Origin of the sequence: Ereboglobus sp. PH5-5, from assembly GCF_029504805.1 — a bacterium.
Taxonomy (GTDB): Bacteria; Verrucomicrobiota; Verrucomicrobiia; order Opitutales; family Opitutaceae; genus Ereboglobus.
Genome location: NZ_JAQFIT010000004.1, coordinates 73,203 through 89,335, shown reverse-complemented (window position 1 = coordinate 89,335; position 16,133 = coordinate 73,203). Strand labels below are relative to the sequence as shown.

16 protein-coding genes and 1 tRNA gene are annotated in these 16,133 nt (G+C 59.3%); 8 read left to right on the top strand and 9 right to left on the bottom strand.

Annotated features, from left to right (window positions below; translation table 11 throughout):
* The first annotated feature begins 3 nt into the window (after nucleotides 1-3).
* From creC to M2103_RS03580, 7 genes are all read left to right on the top strand, one after another.
* The gene (gene creC / locus M2103_RS03610; RefSeq protein WP_277508795.1) at nucleotides 4-1,473 is read left to right on the top strand and encodes a two-component system sensor histidine kinase CreC; all 1,470 of its coding nucleotides are present in this window, start codon (nucleotides 4-6) and stop codon (nucleotides 1,471-1,473) included.
* Nucleotides 1,474-1,607: 134 nt separating this feature from the next.
* Nucleotides 1,608-2,003 (top strand): hypothetical protein, encoded by a 396-nt coding sequence (locus tag M2103_RS03605; RefSeq protein ID WP_277508794.1) that lies wholly within the window; start codon nucleotides 1,608-1,610, stop codon nucleotides 2,001-2,003.
* 124 nt (nucleotides 2,004-2,127) lie between these two features.
* A complete protein-coding gene (locus M2103_RS03600) occupies nucleotides 2,128-3,558 on the top strand; it encodes a VWA domain-containing protein (RefSeq protein WP_277508793.1) in 1,431 nt (476 codons plus the stop codon).
* Between the two features lie 166 nt (nucleotides 3,559-3,724).
* Entirely contained in the window at nucleotides 3,725-5,851 is a 2,127-nt protein-coding gene (locus M2103_RS03595) for a HAMP domain-containing sensor histidine kinase (protein ID WP_277508791.1), read from the top strand.
* Between the two features lie 27 nt (nucleotides 5,852-5,878).
* Nucleotides 5,879-7,003 (top strand): FAD-binding protein, encoded by a 1,125-nt coding sequence (locus tag M2103_RS03590; RefSeq protein WP_277508790.1) that lies wholly within the window; start codon nucleotides 5,879-5,881, stop codon nucleotides 7,001-7,003.
* Complete coding sequence (locus M2103_RS03585) at nucleotides 7,000-8,223, top strand: serpin family protein (protein WP_277508789.1); 1,224 nt, start codon at nucleotides 7,000-7,002, stop codon at nucleotides 8,221-8,223. The genes M2103_RS03590 and M2103_RS03585 overlap by 4 nt, the downstream gene beginning before the upstream one ends.
* A 10-nt stretch (nucleotides 8,224-8,233) precedes the next feature.
* Nucleotides 8,234-8,938, top strand: coding sequence for a response regulator transcription factor (locus tag M2103_RS03580; RefSeq protein WP_108826091.1), 705 nt, complete (start codon nucleotides 8,234-8,236; stop codon nucleotides 8,936-8,938).
* 23 nt (nucleotides 8,939-8,961) lie between these two features.
* Here M2103_RS03580 and M2103_RS03575 read toward each other — a convergent pair whose 3' ends face one another.
* The 8 genes from M2103_RS03575 to fabG form a co-directional block, all read right to left on the bottom strand.
* Nucleotides 8,962-9,972 (bottom strand): SAM-dependent methyltransferase, encoded by a 1,011-nt coding sequence (locus M2103_RS03575; RefSeq protein WP_277508788.1) that lies wholly within the window; start codon nucleotides 9,970-9,972, stop codon nucleotides 8,962-8,964.
* Nucleotides 9,973-10,057: 85 nt separating this feature from the next.
* Nucleotides 10,058-10,711, bottom strand: a complete 654-nt coding sequence (locus M2103_RS03570; protein ID WP_277508787.1) for a YqaA family protein — start codon at nucleotides 10,709-10,711, stop codon at nucleotides 10,058-10,060.
* Between the two features lie 142 nt (nucleotides 10,712-10,853).
* A complete protein-coding gene (locus M2103_RS03565; RefSeq protein ID WP_108826087.1) occupies nucleotides 10,854-11,009 on the bottom strand; it encodes a small basic protein in 156 nt (51 codons plus the stop codon).
* 27 nt (nucleotides 11,010-11,036) lie between these two features.
* Complete coding sequence (gene cutA, locus M2103_RS03560; protein ID WP_277508786.1) at nucleotides 11,037-11,387, bottom strand: divalent-cation tolerance protein CutA; 351 nt, start codon at nucleotides 11,385-11,387, stop codon at nucleotides 11,037-11,039.
* A 213-nt stretch (nucleotides 11,388-11,600) separates the two neighbouring features.
* Nucleotides 11,601-11,685, bottom strand: a tRNA-Leu gene (locus tag M2103_RS03555).
* Between the two features lie 92 nt (nucleotides 11,686-11,777).
* On the bottom strand, nucleotides 11,778-13,322 hold the full coding sequence (locus tag M2103_RS03550; protein ID WP_277508785.1) for a radical SAM protein: 1,545 nt from the start codon (nucleotides 13,320-13,322) through the stop codon (nucleotides 11,778-11,780).
* Between the two features lie 158 nt (nucleotides 13,323-13,480).
* On the bottom strand, nucleotides 13,481-13,741 hold the full coding sequence (gene acpP, locus M2103_RS03545) for an acyl carrier protein (RefSeq protein ID WP_108826084.1): 261 nt from the start codon (nucleotides 13,739-13,741) through the stop codon (nucleotides 13,481-13,483).
* Nucleotides 13,742-13,772: 31 nt separating this feature from the next.
* On the bottom strand, nucleotides 13,773-14,513 hold the full coding sequence (gene fabG / locus M2103_RS03540) for a 3-oxoacyl-[acyl-carrier-protein] reductase (RefSeq protein WP_277508783.1): 741 nt from the start codon (nucleotides 14,511-14,513) through the stop codon (nucleotides 13,773-13,775).
* Nucleotides 14,514-14,702: 189 nt separating this feature from the next.
* Between fabG and M2103_RS03535 the strand changes: the two genes are divergently transcribed.
* Nucleotides 14,703-15,770 (top strand): hypothetical protein, encoded by a 1,068-nt coding sequence (locus M2103_RS03535; protein ID WP_277508782.1) that lies wholly within the window; start codon nucleotides 14,703-14,705, stop codon nucleotides 15,768-15,770.
* 55 nt (nucleotides 15,771-15,825) lie between these two features.
* Here M2103_RS03535 and ilvN read toward each other — a convergent pair whose 3' ends face one another.
* Complete coding sequence (ilvN, locus tag M2103_RS03530) at nucleotides 15,826-16,104, bottom strand: acetolactate synthase small subunit (protein WP_345783536.1); 279 nt, start codon at nucleotides 16,102-16,104, stop codon at nucleotides 15,826-15,828.
* Nucleotides 16,105-16,133 lie beyond the last annotated feature (29 nt).

Genomic DNA, 16,133 nt, shown 5'->3' with positions numbered 1-16,133 from the left:
GTCATGACGATCCGCACCTACATTCTCCTCGCGTATCTGCTCGTTGTGGGAGGCGGGTTTTATTATCTGATCAACCGCAACCTTTCGGAGCTTGCGCCGCGTTATCTTGAGTCGATGGAGGAGGCGCTTGTGGACAGCGTCAACATACTCGCGTCCGTCATTGAAAGCGAAACGAGGGACGACACGCTTGATCCCGCGAAAATAAAAACGATGTTCGACGGCGCGTTTCGCCGCCGGTTCAACGCGCTGATTTATTCGCTCAACAAGACGCAAGTGAACGCCCGTGTTTACGTGACCGACGCCGACGGCATCGTGCTCTACGATTCGCGCGAGGGGCGCGACGAGGGGAAAAGCTACCGCAACGAATGGCGCGATGTGATCCTGACCCTGCGCGGCGAATACGGCGCGCGCGCCACGCACGAGGTGAAGGGTGATCCGCATTCGCTCATGCTCTACATGGCCGCGCCCATCCGGTCGAGGGACGGCTCGCGGCTCATCGGCATTGTGTCGCTCGGCAAGCCCGCCGACAGCATTAATGAACTGGTGAGCGCCGCTCGCAAACGCGTGGTTCTTGCCGGGCTGGCGGGCGGCGGCATGATTTTGCTGCTCGGCATCGCGTTTTCGATGTGGGTGACGGCGCCGATCACGCGCCTCACCCAATATGCGCGAGCCGTGCGCGATGGCCGCTCCGCAAAAATGCCGAAACTCGCCAATTTTGAGGGCCGCGAAGTGCGCGAACTCCGGAAGGCGTTCGAGGAAATGCGCGCCGCGATCGAAGGCAAAGCCTACGTCGAGCGCTACGTGCAAACGCTCACGCACGAAATCAAATCGCCGCTTTCCGCCATCCGTGGCGCGGCGGAAATCCTGGGCGAAAATCCGCCCGAGGCGGAGCGCGCGCGTTTCATCGGCAACATCAACACCGAGGCCGGACGCATCCAGCGCATCGTGGACCAACTCCTGCAACTCGCGTCGCTCGAGGCGCGCAAGGCTCACGCCAAAATGGTCGCGCTCGACCTGGCATCGGTTGCGCGCGAGACATTCGCCGTGTTTCAACCCGCGGCGCAGACCGGAGGGGTGGAGCTTTTGATTGACGCACCCGCGCCCGCGCCGATGAAGGGCGACCGCGCCCTGCTCGCGCAGGCGCTTGGCAACCTGTTGCAAAACGCGATCGAGTTTACGCCGGCGGGCGGCCGTGTGGTGTTGCGCGTGGAAACGGATGCCAAAACGCACGAAATCGTCGCAATCGTTGAGGACAACGGCAGTGGCATTCCGGATTACGCGGTGGGGCGATTGTTCGAAAAATTCTATTCGCTCGCGCGTCCGCGCTCGGGAGTGAAGAGCACGGGACTGGGCCTCAGCTTGGTGCGTGAAATCGCGCATTTGCACGGCGGCGTCGCAACAATCGCAAATCGCAAGGATGGCGAACGCGGCACTCGCGCGAAATTGAGGTTTTCGCAGGGACGGTTGTTGTGACGCAAGCGGATGGCTTTCGATATTTTTCGTGCAGTCTGTCTTATTATGCGCATGTTGGGACCCGGAGCGCCTGACACCGGTTTGATCGGGTGCGCGACGAGTTTCCCTCGTCCAAAATCAATCTGAAAACATTTATGAAAAAGTTCATCGCCATTCTCTGTCTCGCCGTGGCCTCGGTTTCGCTGGTCTGGAAAATCGCCGCCATGGCGTTTTCACTGCAACCAGCCTCCACCCGCACAACCGTGACCGTGGCGCCAGACGGCACCACCACCACGAGGACCGAGACGCTTGGGAAAGTCATCACCGTGCACAATTTGAGCGCCGCCGAGGGCACGCAACTCGTCGTGAAAGACGGCACCGTGGTGCCGCTCGGAACCGGGCAGGTGACAACGAGCGCCCCGTTTGTCGGCGCGGTCAATAGTGTGCTGGCGTGGGCTTCCATCGTCCTGCTTCTCATCGCCGGCCTCTGGCTCTACCGATCGCCCGCCAAACCCAAGACGGTGAAACCCGATCCCGCCCCCGCGGCGTGATTCGCACATGCCAACCCCAGTGTCATTTTTTGATGCGTGTTTTGGTTTTCATGACAAATCCCTGACAATTTCCTGACGCTCCGCTGACACACGCGGGCGCGATTTGTGGTTTTCTTGCGGCGTCATGAAAACACCCGCCACACACAAATCACCATTCGCCATCACAGCCGTCGCTCTCGCGCTGTTCGTTTCAGCTTTTCAGCCCTTCAGTCCTTCAGCCCTTTCGGCTCCGTCCTCTGAGCCGATAAAATTTCGCGTCGAACTCGACCGCTCCGTTCTTCCCGCCGACACCGCCGACCGCGCCATCGTCAAAATCGCAATCGACGGCTGCCGCCTGCCGCGCACCGGCGAGCGCCCGCCGGTCAACCTCTCCATCGTGCTCGACCGCTCCGGCTCCATGGGCGGCGAAAAAATCCAGCAGGCCAAGGCCGCTGCGATCGAGGCGCTCAACCATCTCGACAACGGCGACATCTTTTCACTCGTCACTTTCGACAGCAGGGTCGAGACGCTCATCCCCGCCGTGCGCGTCGGCTCCAATCGCTCCGAACTTGAGCGTCGCATCCGCCAGATAAATGTTCGCGGCACCACTGCGCTCTTCGCCGGCGTGAGCCAGGGCGCGTCGGAAATCCGCCGCAACATCGAGGACTCGCGCTACGTGCACCGCATCATCCTGCTCTCTGACGGACAGGCAAACTCCGGCCCGCGCACGCCCGAGGAGCTCGGCCGCCTCGGCGCCGCGCTCGTGAAGGAGGGCATTTCCGTGACCACGATCGGACTCGGTCTCGGTTACGACGAGGACCTCATGGCGCGCCTCGCGCTCAAGAGCGACGGCAACACCTACTTCGCCGAGAACGCGCGCGACCTGGCCAAAATCTTCGACGCCGAGCTCGGCGACGTGCTCAGCATCGTGGCGCGCAAGGCCGTCGTCACAATCGAGTTTCCCGAGGGCGTGCGCCCGATTCGCTTTGTCGGGCGCGAGGGCAGCATTCGCGGACAAAACGCCGAGCTCACGCTCAACCAGATTTACGGCGGACAGGAGAAATACGCGCTTGTCGAAATCGAAACGCCCCGCGCCCGCGCCGGAGCCGAGCGCGAAATCGCCCGCGCGCGCATCGCCTTCGAGGATGCCGTCGCCAACAAACCCGCCACGCTCACGGCGGCCACCCGCGCGCGTTTCAGCGACGACGAGGCCGTGGTTGTGAAGTCGGCCAACCACCGTTTGCAAACGGAGTATGCCGCCAATCGCTTTGCGGAGGCCAAGGAGAAGGCGATCGCTTTTGCTGACGCCGGGAAAATCAACGAGGCTTCGCAGCTTTTGAACGACGAAGCTGTTATGATGGATCAATACAGTGTCGTTTACAACAATGCAGGAGTTCATAGTCTTGCGCGTGAGAATTGGGGAGCTGCTGCCAAGATTAAAGCCCAAGGCATCAGCAATTTTGACCGCAAAAACTACCGCGCCGATAACAACGCTGTGATAATGCAGCAGGCAAATGCGAGCAACAGCGTTTCCAGCACCGGCACAAACGCGCCCAAGCCGAGAGATTCGAAGTGATATGTTTTGGTAGGGCGAACCGTCCCGGTGAGCCGGAACATTCCCGGCTCACCCGCAAACGCCGCCCGCAATCCGCGCCACGCCGACGCCAACGAATGATATTCATCCTTTTCAATGCATCGCCTTTCACCAGCATGAACGACCAGTCGCAATCGCGCCCGTCCCCATGACCGCCTCCACACGACGCATTTTTATCTACTGGCTGCTTCTCATCATTTCCACGCTGGTTGTGGGCGCGGCGGCGCTCTGGCTTCTCGGGCGCGAGCAGGTTCACATTCGGGAGCAGGCTTCCGCAGCCGTGGCGGCGCGCCAGTCGGCGGTGCAGGCGCGCACGCGCCTCATCGCGGAAAACATCGACCTGGTCCTGGGCGATGTGCAAAGCGGCCTCATGACAACCCTGCTCGACGCGCCCCCGTCGAACGCCGGCAACTACCTCGACAACTGGCGCCGCACAAACCCGCTCGTGCACGATGTGTATTACGCGAACAGCGGCGGCGCCCTTCGCTGGGGCGCGCGGAACGATTCCATCGTCGCGTGGCTCGCCACCACGCCCTGGCGCGTCTCGGTTGCGCAGCCAAGCCCGCGGCAAACAACGCAATCGCGCATCGCGGCGGAATCACAACCGGCGATGACAGTCGCGGGGGATTCCTACATGGATTCGCCGATCTCAATGGAACAGTTTTCCGTCACAAAAAAAGAAACCAATGTCTGGGGCGCTTCCATTGCAAAGGACGCCGCGCCCGTTCCAATTTCCGAGGGAAAACTGCAAGACAATGCCAGCAGTTATCAAACCGCGCGCGTCGCCATGCAAAGCATGGCAAATTACAACGTGAACGTCGCAAAACGGATTGATCCGGCACCGCCGCCGCTGTCCGCCATTTCCGAAGTGGAGGCGCTTGAGGAAATCCAAGTCGAAAAAAGCATGTCAGTGATGGCGGATGAAAAAATAATCGCACCGCCTGTTGCGGCGGACAAACGCGCCCGCGCCACTCGCACCAACAGCGTCAGCAGCGCCGCCAGGCCGCAGTCCAAGTCCGCGAAATCCGTTGCGCCGGTTCCGACGACCTCGCGCGATGCCGCCATGCTCAAATCAAAAAAAACAGACATGCAAATCCCGGCGGTTTTCGACGCGACCACGCCGCCTCCCGAACTCACCGGCTGGGCTCCATGGCGTGACGAGGCGGGCGTGTTGCACCTGTTCGGCTGGAGGTTCACCACGCAGGGCACTGTGCTGGTTGTCGAGGTCAACCTTGAGGCCATCGCGTCGCGCTTGCGGGAAATTTTGCCCCAAGTCATCGAGCCGGACGAGGCCTATGTGCTGTTCAAGGACACCGGGGCGCGGATTGCGCAGGTCGGCATGAACGCCGACACCACGGCGGAGCAAGCCTACTCGCAACCGCTCATGCTGCCCGGCTGGCGCGTTGCGGGTTTTACGGTGGCCGGCGAACTGGGCAGCCTGAACACAAGCGCGTTTCTGCTCGCGAGCGCGTTGTTGATCGGCTTTTTCATCCTCACAATCATCGGCGGCGGCTCGCTTCTCATGCGGCAGGCGCGACTCAGCGCGGCGGAGTCGGCGCAAAAGACATCGTTCGTCGCCAATGTGTCGCACGAATTCAAAACGCCGCTCACCACGATTCGCCTCTACTCCGAGCTGCTCGAACAAGGCCGCATCCGCGACGAGGACAGGCGCGCCGAGTCGCTGCAAACCATCTCGCGCGAAACGCAGCGCCTCGCCCGACTCGTCAACAACGTGCTCGACTTCTCGCGCCTTGAGCAGGGGCGCAAAAAATTTGATCTCGCGGAGCACGATTTGAACACCGAGCTCAACCGCCTCCTCGACCGGCACGCGCCGCGACTCGCCGAGGCGGGCATAAAGTTGGAGCGGGAAATCTCCGCCGAACCATGCATGGTGAAAACCGACCTGGATGCCGTCGAGCAAATCGTCATCAACCTGCTCGACAACGCCTGCAAATACGCCGCGGGCGGTGGCGAGGTGCTGGTGAGTAGCCAGGGTTTCCAGCCCGTGACCGGGGCGGCAAAACATGGGCGGGATGCCCATGCCGCCTTAAGCATAACCGTCGCCGATCGCGGCCCGGGAATCCCGTCGTCGCACCGCGAAAAAATCTTCGACAAGTTCCACCGCGTTGACGACACGCTCACCGCGTCGCAAGGCGGCTCGGGTCTCGGCTTGAGCATAGCCCGCCAGCTCGCTCGCGGCCTCGGCGGCGACCTTACTTGTTCCCCGCGCAAAGGCGGCGGAAGCGAGTTTACGCTCACGCTGCGCGCGAGCTAATGCAGAATGAAAAATGTATAATGTAGAATGAGCCGGCGCGAAACACCATCGTCACACTACGACATCATTATCGTCGGCCTCGGTCCGGCGGGGGCGACGCTGGCGCGATTGTTGGGGCCGCATTTGAGGGTTCTTGCAATCGACAAAAAAACGGACGACGAGGACCGGAGTTTCAAAAAACCTTGCGGCGGACTTCTCGCGCCTGATGCGCAAAATGTCCTCGCACGCTTCGGGCTCACGCTGCCGTCGCATGTGCTCGTCAGCCCGCAGATTTTTGCGGTCAAAACCATCGACACGGACACGCGCCAGACCCGCTACTACCAGCGGTTTTATCTCAATCTCGATCGTCATCGTTTCGACCAATGGCTGGTCGGTTTGATTCCGGCGCGCGTCGAGGTGCGAAAGGGCGCCAGTTTCAAATCGATCGTCAAAAACGGAGCAGGATATCGCGTCACTTTTCATCAAGGCGGTGTGGATTTCACGGCCGACGCAGCTTATGTCGTGGGGGCCGATGGCGCGTCATCCGCCGTGCGGAGCGCATTGTATGGCGCGAGGCAAAACATCCGGCACTACGTTGCGATCCAGCAATGGTTTCGCGACGAGCACGCGGAGCCGTTTTATTCGTGCATCTTCGACCCGGACACGACCGATTGTTACGCGTGGGGACTTTCCAAAAATGAGCATTTCATATTCGGCGGCGCGTTTCCGCAGAAGCGTTGTCGCGAGCGTTTCGAGCAACTGAAGGAACGCTCGAAACAATTTGGCTTTCACTTTGGCGAGCCCCTGAAAACGGAGGCGTGCATGGTGTTGCGGCCTTCGGGATTGTTCGACTGTCGCGCCGGAAAAAACGGCGGATTCCTGATCGGCGAGGCCGCGGGATTCATCAGCCCGAGTTCGCTGGAAGGCATCAGCCACGCGATGGGTAGCGCGCTCACACTGAGCAAAATTCTCAATGAAAAGAAACGCGCGCCGAACCGGAGTTATTTTTTGCGAACGCTGCCGATCCGCGTGAGGCTTTTTCTTAAAAACGTGAAAATCCCTTTCATGTATTTCAAGCCATTGCGCTGGCTGGTCATGGCGACCGGAATCTGCAGCATCGACATGGCCGTCGCGCAAAAAAACAACAACCAGATAACATCAAAATCCCCATGAAACTCCACAATTTGATTCTCAACATCGCCGTTGGTTTTACGCTGACGCTTGCAGTGTCCGCGGAGAGGCTGCCGCAATCCGCTGCGGCGCTTGCGTTCTCCGGCAATGATTTTGCGTGCGATCTTTACGCGCAGTTGAAGAGCACCGAGGGTAATTTGTTCTTCTCGCCGTTTAGCGTTTCGTCGGCGCTGGCCATGACTTATGCCGGCGCAAAAGGCGACACCGCCGCGCAAATGCAAAAAGTGCTGCGCTTCCCCGAGTCGCAGGCGGAACCCCATTCGGCGTTCGCGGCTTTGCTGAAACATTTCGACGGTGTAAATGCCTCGAGGAACGTGCAACTGAACATCGCCAATTCCCTATGGCCGCAAAAAGGCACACCGCTGCTTGTGGATTATCTTTCGCTCGTGAGAAAAAACTATGGTGTGGAAATCACGCCTGTGGATTTTGTGAATGAGGAGCCGAATGCGCGCGCGCGGATCAATCAATGGGTGGATAACGCGACAAATGGAAAAATAACCAATATCATAAATAATCCGCTGCCGCCGCATACCCGATTGGTGCTTAGCAACGCCGTTTATTTTAAAGGGAAATGGAGGAATCCGTTTGAGGCGGCAGACACAAGGAACGAACCATTTTATACGTGGAATGATGCCGACGCCCAGGTGCCGCTGATGCGGCAAACTGATACTTTCAGATACGTGAGAACCAAGGATTCTCAAATAATCGAACTTCGTTACCGCGGCAGGACAATGTCGATGCTGATCGTTTTACCCATTGATAAATCAAAACAAGGATTGGCTGAAATCGAAGAGAAGCTTTCGTCAGCGCAAATAATGGAGTGGCGAAGGCAAGTGAAAGAACAAAAAGTGCGGTTGCTTATGCCTCGATTTAAAATGAACTTTGGCCCGAGTTCGCTTGTTAAACCACTGAAAAGCATTGGATTGCGAGATCCGTTCAATTCCAGAGCCGCTGATTTCAGTGGAATGAATGGGACAAAAGAAATTTTCATTTCCGATATTGTTCAATCGGCTTTTGTGGATGTTAGCGAAGAGGGCACGGAAGCGGCGGCAAGCAGTGGCTTGGATGTCGTTCTTTTAGGTATCGATAGTCGCGCGGGGCCACCTGTTTTCCGCGCAGATCATCCATTCATATTTTTGATTCAGGATAATGCGACCGGATGCATTTTGTTCATGGGGCGGGTGGTGAATCCGAAGGAGTGAATTGTTATCTATGAAAGCAAAAATACTCATTGCTGAAGATGATCCGAATATCCGCCTCGGGCTGATGACCACGCTTGAAAGCGAGGGGCACGACGTGACCGCGGCCGGCGACGGCGCGCAGGCGCTCAAGTTGTATCCGCAGGGCAAATACGATCTCGTCATCCTCGACATCATGATGCCCAAGATGAGCGGCTACGATGTGTGCCGCGAAATCCGCGCCAAGGACGCCCGCGTGCCCGTGCTGTTTTTATCGGCCAAGGGCGAGGAGATCGACAAGGTCGTCGGGCTCAAGCTCGGCGCGGACGATTACATGACAAAGCCGTTCGGCGTGCACGAACTGATCGCGCGCGTGGAGGCGTTGCTGCGGCGTGCGCGGCTGGATTCGGCGACGGTGGACGCCGCGGCCGATTTGCCCGCCGTGTTCAAGCTCGGCGATGCGCTTGTTGACCGGAAAAAATTCACGGTGACGCTCGGAAAAAACGAGGAGTCGCTCACTGCGCGCGAAATGAAACTCGCGGAGATATTCGCGGCGCATCCCGGCGAGGTGCTCGCGCGCGACGCGCTGCTGAACGCGGTGTGGGGCGTCGAGTATTACGGCACCACGCGCACGCTCGACCAGCATGTGGCGCAGTTGCGCAAAAAAGTGGAGCGCAAACCCGACGAGCCGGTGGCGATCATCACCGTGCACGGCGTGGGATATCGGTATGAGCCATAGGGGCGCGCACGCGCGATGCGCCTCTACAGGGATGCGACGAGTGTGAACTCCTCGCGATCGTGATAGAGGTGGCGGATGCGCGCGGCGGGGATGCGCGCGCGCACCTCGCTCAAAAGCGCGACGGGGTCGGTGCGGCCAAACTTGAGGTTTACGATGTAGTGTTTGCACCAGCGGCGTTCAACCCAGGGGAGAAGAATGTTTTCGAGCACATGGCGGGGATCCTCGACAAGATCGCAAAACAGCCAGTCGGCGGGGGCATTTGAGGTTGCGTCCGACTGGGTCGGATCGAAATGAAACGCGTCTTGCTGCAGGTGCGTGATGAGCGGGTTGTTGAGCGCGCCGGCTTTGAGCGGGCCGTTGTCAACGGCAACGACGCGCGCGCCGCGCCTGGCCGCGCTGTAACTCCAGCCGCCGGGCGCTGCACCGAGATCGACGACGGTTTCTCCGGGCGCGGGTTCGCGTCCGATGACGCCGTAGGCCTCCTCGACTTTCAGGTAGGAGCGCGAGGGCGCGAGCGGATCATCGGCCATGCGGCGCTGGCCGTAGCTGATGTTTTCTCGGGCGACGTGCGCGCGCTGGAAGTCGGTGAAATACACAAAGAGGCCGCGAAGCGGGGAAGGGCTGAAAGGGGAGAGCCGGGCGGGCGGTGCGGCGAGTTTTGCGACGCGCGACATGCGTTTGCGCAGGAGCTCGTTGAATGCTTTTTCGACGGCGTCGGCGCGGCGCCCGAGTCCGTCGAGGTTTGCGGCGCAATCGAAGGCGAGCGGCCATTGCGCGTCGAAGCGTTCGGTGCGCGCGGATTCGAGAAAATATTCCGCGATACGGGCGGCGAGTGCGTTGACGGATTCACCGGTGATTTCCCTCGGGGCGAGAAGCGCGGAATGGGCGAAGCAGAGATCAGGGCATGCGTTTTCAGTTTCCTGAGTGTTTGCCGTTGCAATCCATCCGCCGCCGTTTGCGCCCATCGCGAGGCCATGGGGGCGCAATTCGCGTTCGAGCAGGAGTTCATAACCGGGCTGGCAACGGAGGATCATTTTTGGAAAACAGGATTAACAAGATTCACGGAATGGCATCCCGCGCGTATCGTTGGCTCCGGGCCAAGGGTTTGGTCGCGGCGGTTTATTTGGCGAGCCACTTCACGATGAAGAAACTGCCGATGAGCAGCACCATGAAAATCACGCAGAAAATTTCCAGATACTTGTCGAGGAGGCGTTTCACGGGGGGGCCGAAGAAATAGATCGCAGCGCCGACGAGGAGGAAGCGCCCGGTGCGTCCGAGCGCGGATGCGGTGACGAGCGTCATCAGGCCTACTTGTTCATGAAACACGCCCGCGGCGATGGTGAAGACCTTGTAGGGCAGGGGAGTGAAGCCGGCGGTGAGGATGGAGAGAAACGCATTGTCACCGTAGAGTTTCCCCACGTAGGCGTAGGCTTCCTGGTAGTGGAAAAAGTCGATGATGCGCCGCCCCACTTCCTCGTAGAGAGCGTAGCCGATGTAGTAGCCGAGGATTCCACCGAGCACCGAAAAAAGCGCGCAATAAAAGACAAACTTGAACGCGCGTTTGGGCGCGCCCATGCACAGGGCGATCAGCAGCACGTCGGGCGGGATCGGGAAAAACGACGACTCGACAAACGAGATCGCGCACAACGCGGGCAGTCCGTATTTGGTGTCGGCCCAGTGCAGCACCCAGTTGTAGAGGCGCTTGACGATATTGGGCTTTTTGGCGGGGCCGCCGGTGGGTTCGGCTGCGACTGCTGAGGTGTCGGTGTTCACGATATGCGCGGACTGGATTGGTTGCGTGGAAAGGGGTTTTACGGTGGTGATGCCGCCAAAAAACGGGTCTGGTTTGCAAAAAAGGCAGACGATGTTTGTCGCCTGCCTCGGAAAGTGCAGAAATAAAAAATCGAGTCTGTGATCAGACGTCGGGCTTGGTTTTGCGGAGACCTTGAACGCGGTCGCCTTCCTTCCACTGACCGCGCTTCTTGAGCAGCTCGACGCGCTCAAAACGCTTTAACACGTTGCGCTTGACAACGATACCGCTGGAACCTTGGAGACTTTTGTGCTGTGACATGACGTTATGAAAAGTGCTTGAGAGTTGTTAAAGAGGCAAGAAGGTGGAGTTCGAGCGCGCCCATGACAAGTATTTTTCTGCAACGATTTCAGCGCGCACCGCGACCCACTCCGGCGTTTCATAGGGATGATGGGCGCGGAGCCATGTTTCGAGCGCGTTGGCGTTGGAGTCGAGGAACTTGATTGTGAGGCGATATTCGGCGGTGGTTTCGAGTTTGCCCTGCCAGTGATAGACGGAAGTCACGGGGCCGTCGATTTGCGCGCACGCGGCGAGACGCGACTCGACGAGGCCGCGCGCAAGGGCGTCGGCCTCATCGCGCGTGGCGACCGTGGTTGTGCCGATCATGAGAGTGGTGGATTCGGAGGACGCGGGAGGCATGTGCGCGGATGTGTTTGAGGGAAGAAGATACCCCGCCGCGTCCGGTTTCAAAGAATTTCAGGTTTTAAATTTGAATTTTTGGAAATTTATTTTCGTTCGGAAGCGTTCCGTCCGGCGCGAGATCCGTTGCGGAGATTGCGCGCGGCATACATGACGGCGCCGAGTGCGGGCACAAAAAAACCGCTTGGTTAAGCGGTGTTTTCAATTTTCAACTGGTGCTCAGGACAGGACTCGAACCTGCACGCCTCACGGCACACGCCCCTCAAACGTGTGTGTCTACCAATTCCACCACCTGAGCGTTGTTTCCAGTAGTGAAGAGCCGCGAAGTAAGAGAAAGCGTTGGGGCGTTGTAAAGCTTGGAAATAAAATTTTTTTCACCGCGTCGAAAAATCAGGCGTTCAAGTCCGCCTGCAACTCGGGGCCGAGTGTGGCGCGGAGGTTGACCGGCTGGCGCGGGTGAAGGGGAAAATCCTTTTTCATCGCCTCGAGTTTTTCGCGGTTTGCGTAAAAATAGCGGGCGGCTTGCACGGTGCGGGGCAGGTGGGTGACGAGGTGCCAGAGACTCCAGCGGTGCTGCCAGATGTGTTTCGCGAAGCGGCGGCGGTAGGGTTTGCTGTTGTAGTAGCGCTGGATGTGCCAGTTGTAGAGTGCGTCCATTTCCTCGCGGCTCGAAAAGCCTTTCGGAATAAAGGTGAAGTTGAGGCAGTTGAGCAGCCGCCAGTCCTCGGTGAACGCGCCTTCGGCGCCGCTCGCGCATTCGTCCCAGATGGGCGCGCCGTAGAGGGGGCTGAACTTGGTCATGTTCATCTCATCGAGATCGAGCGAGAGGATGAAGTCGCTGGTGGCGCGGACGGTGTCGGGGGTTTCGCCGGGGAGGCCGAAAATGAAGAGGCCTTTGGCCCGAAGGCCGGCGGTGTGAATGCGGTCAACGGTTTCGCGGACGGCGTCGAGGGTGACTCCGGCTTTGTGACGACGCATCATTTCGGGATCGGCGGACTCCACGCCAAGCGAAACCATGAGCGCGCCGGCGCGCTTGAGCAGTTTCAGCATTTCGAGGTCGTCGTGGCCGGTGCGGATGGCGCAGTTGAAGCCGACGCCGAGGGGTTTGTTGATGAGGAGCTCGCAGAGTTCGTAAACGCGTTTTTTGTGCGCGGTGAAAAGGTCGTCGTAAATGTTGATATGATAAACGCCGAAGTGATCGCGGAGGTGCCGCATGTGTTCGTAAATATAGGCGGCGGAGTTGTAGCGGTGGAGTCGCTCAAAGACGGTGCGGTCGCAAAACGAGCAGGTGTAGGGGCAGCCGCGCGAGGTTATCATTGTTGCGCCCCAACGCTTTATGTAGGAAAAGAGCGGCAGGTGGTAACCGGAGGGGAAGCCGTCGAGTTTTTCGTAGGCGGGGAAGGGGAGCGAGTCGAGGTCCTGGATACGGGAGCGTCGGAGGTTGAAGCGGATGCCGTCGGGGGCGGAGGTGTCGCGGTAGGCGAGGTTGGGGATTTCAGCGAGGGCGCGGCCTTCGACGAGGTCGAGCATGAGGCCTTCTCCTTCGCCGACGCAGAGGTAGTCGATTTCGGGGAAATATTTGAGGAGCTTGGGGCCGATGGCGGAGGCGTGGACGTTGCCGAAGATGGTTTTGATTTCGGGGCGGCGGGATTTGATGATGGCGGCGATATCGGCGGCATCCATGAATCCGGCGGTGGTTGCGGAAAACCCCACCATGTCGGGATTTGTGGCGAGGATGGCGTCGGCGTTGGCCTCGAGGGTGCGCGGCGCGCGGGGGCCGAGGCAGTCGTGCACGGTGGCGTTGTGGCCGTGTTTTTCGAGCCAGGCGGCAAGCGAAAGGATGCCTATGGGCGCCATGCGGTTGGCAAGCGTGGTGATATCGGGCTGGCCGGGGACAAAATTAAAGCCGGCGGGATGGACGAGGGTGATTCGCATGGAGCCGTGAGTGTGGGCGTTGGGGCGCGACGGGGAAATCAAAAATGCAGGGAAAGTGCGTTTTTGCGGTTTTCGGGGTATGCAAAAAACGTTTTGCCGGAACTTGTGAGGTTCCGGCAAAACGTCGATTTAGTTATAATTTGCTGATTGCGAAGGATTTATGCTCCGGCCTTGCTCTTGATATAGTCGATCACTTGACCGACTGTCTGGAGCTTCTCGGCGTCGGATTCAGGGATTTCGCCCTTAATCTCATCCTTGAACTCTTCTTCGAATGCCATGATGAGCTCGACTGTGTCGAGGGAATCGGCACCGAGGTCATCCAAGAAGGATGCCTGCGGAGTGATCTGCTCTTCATTAACGTTAAGCTGGTTAACGATAATTTCCTTAACGCGTTGTTCGATGGTTTTTTGATCGGCCATGTTAGTTAGATTACTGAGGTTTGGTAAAGGGTCACATTGCCATGCCGCCGTCAACCGTAAAAACTTGGCCCGTTATGTAGCCAGTTTCTTCGCTGGAGAGGAACGCGACGACATTGGCGACGTCCTCGGGGGTGCCCATGCGCTGCATGGGAACTTGGGCGACGGCGACTTTTTGAACTTCCTCGCTTAGGGCGGCGGTCATGTCGGTTTGGATGAAACCGGGCGCGACGGCGTTGACGGTGACATTGCGCTTGGCGAATTCGCGGGCGAGCGACTTGGTCATGGCGATCATGCCGCCCTTGGCCGCGGCGTAGTTGGCCTGGCCGGCGTTGCCGATGAGCCCGACGACCGAGGCGATGTTGACGATGCGACCATGGCGGGCGCGGCACATGGGCCAGCCGATGGCCTTGCACCAGTGGAAGCAGCTGGAGAGGTTGGTCTGGATGACGGCGTTCCAGTCGTCCTCGGACATGCGGGCTATGAGGCCGTCGCGGGTGATGCCGGCGTTGTTGATGAGGATGTCGATTTTGCCGTATTTGGCGAGGAGCGCCTCGGCTGCCTTGGCGACGGCGGGGCCGTCGGACACATCAACGGGCACGGCCTCGGCCTTGCCGCCGGCGGCGGTGATGGCTGCGGCGACGCCGCCGCAGCTTTCGGGCGACTTGGAGACGCAGATGACGGTGACGCCGTTCTTGGCGAGCATTTCGGCGATGGCTTTGCCGATGCCGCGGCCTGCGCCGGTGACGAGTGCGATGCGGTTGTTAAAGGTCATTTGGAATACGGAGTTTTAATTGCGGAATACTGGATGTGAAAGGCAAACGCTGACGGGTCGTGAGGAAAAATAGAAGACAGAAATGCGCGGCGCTTTCCGGCGTTCCGCGTTAGGATGCTGGACAGGACGCTAACGCGGCTTTTAGTTCACAGGCGCGTTTGTTTCCACTCACTAACCCAACTCCAGCCCATGAACCGAAAACAATTTATCCACACCTTGACCGTTGCCGCCGCGGGAACCGCGCTTGCGCCGAAATTTCTCGCGGCCGCCCCGAATGATAAAAAATGGACGCCGCCCGCGCCCGTGGTTGCGGTGCCCGAGACGCGGCTGCCGGATATTTTTGCCGATGGCTGGACCATCGCGCTGCTGCCCGACACCCAGACCTACACGATCAACCATCCCGAGGTGTTTGTCCGCCAGACCCAGTGGCTCGCGGCCAACAAGGCGCGGCTCAAGCTTTGTTTCGTTGCCCACGAGGGCGACATCGTGGACAACAACGTGCATGCGGAATGGCTCGTGGCGAGGCAGGCGATGAGCGAGCTGAACCGCGCGCGCGTCCCCTACAGCCTGGCAACCGGCAACCACGACATCGGGCGGTGGGGCCGGAGCGATGACCGCTCGACGTTGCTCAACGAGCACTTTTCCGGGCGCGATTATCGCAACAGCAAGGCCCACGGCCTGTTTGAAAAACTGCACCTTGAAAACAGCTGGCACAAGGTCGTCACGCCGCATGGCGAATTACTCGTGGTATCGCTTGAGTTCGGGCCGCGCCCCGAGGTGCTCGAATGGGCGAACAAGATTGTGTCCGAAAACAAGGACTTGGACACGATTGTGGTCACCCATGCGTTTATCTATTCCGACGGCACGCGTTACGATTGGGCGAAGAAGGGTAAAAAGCAGCGCTGGAACCCTCATTCATACTCGCTCGCGGCGACGCCAGGAAGCGTGACCGACGCGACCGAGATGTGGGACGGCTTCATATCACAACACGAAAACATCCGTTTTGTTTTCAGCGGCCATGTGTTGCACGGCGGGGCCGGACGCCTCAGCACGCCCGGCAAGGGCGGTCGCATGGTGCACCAGTTGCTCGCCAACTACCAGGGCGGGGTGAAGCCGTCCCGCGGCTACGGTGGCGGCGGGTTCCTCCGGCTTGTGCACTTCAACGCCGACCGCAAAACCGTCGCCGTCAAAACTTACTCGCCCTGGTATGACATGTGGCTCGACGAGCCCGCGCACGATTTCACGCTGGAACTGTGACGGGAAAGCCGTTCCGCCCTTGCGGTCGCGCGCGGAGGAAATTGAGGCGTCTGCCTCAGATGCTTTTTCCAAGGCGCTCGAAATAATCGGACGGCAGATCGGTGCGCTGGCGCACGGCGAGCACGTCGTGGAGCTTGGCGAGCTGGCGCTCGATTTGTTCGAGCTTGGGCGTGTCGTTTACTAGGAGGAGCATGCGGCTTTCGTCGTTTCCGGAGACGGGCACGCAAAGAATCGCCTCGAGGTTGAATGCGCGGCGAGCGAAGAGGCCTGTGATGTGCGACATGACTCCGGGATGATTGCGGACGCGAAGGTCGATGATGTGTGTTTGTTCGATGGTGGAAGTGTTCATGTTAATTGCGACTG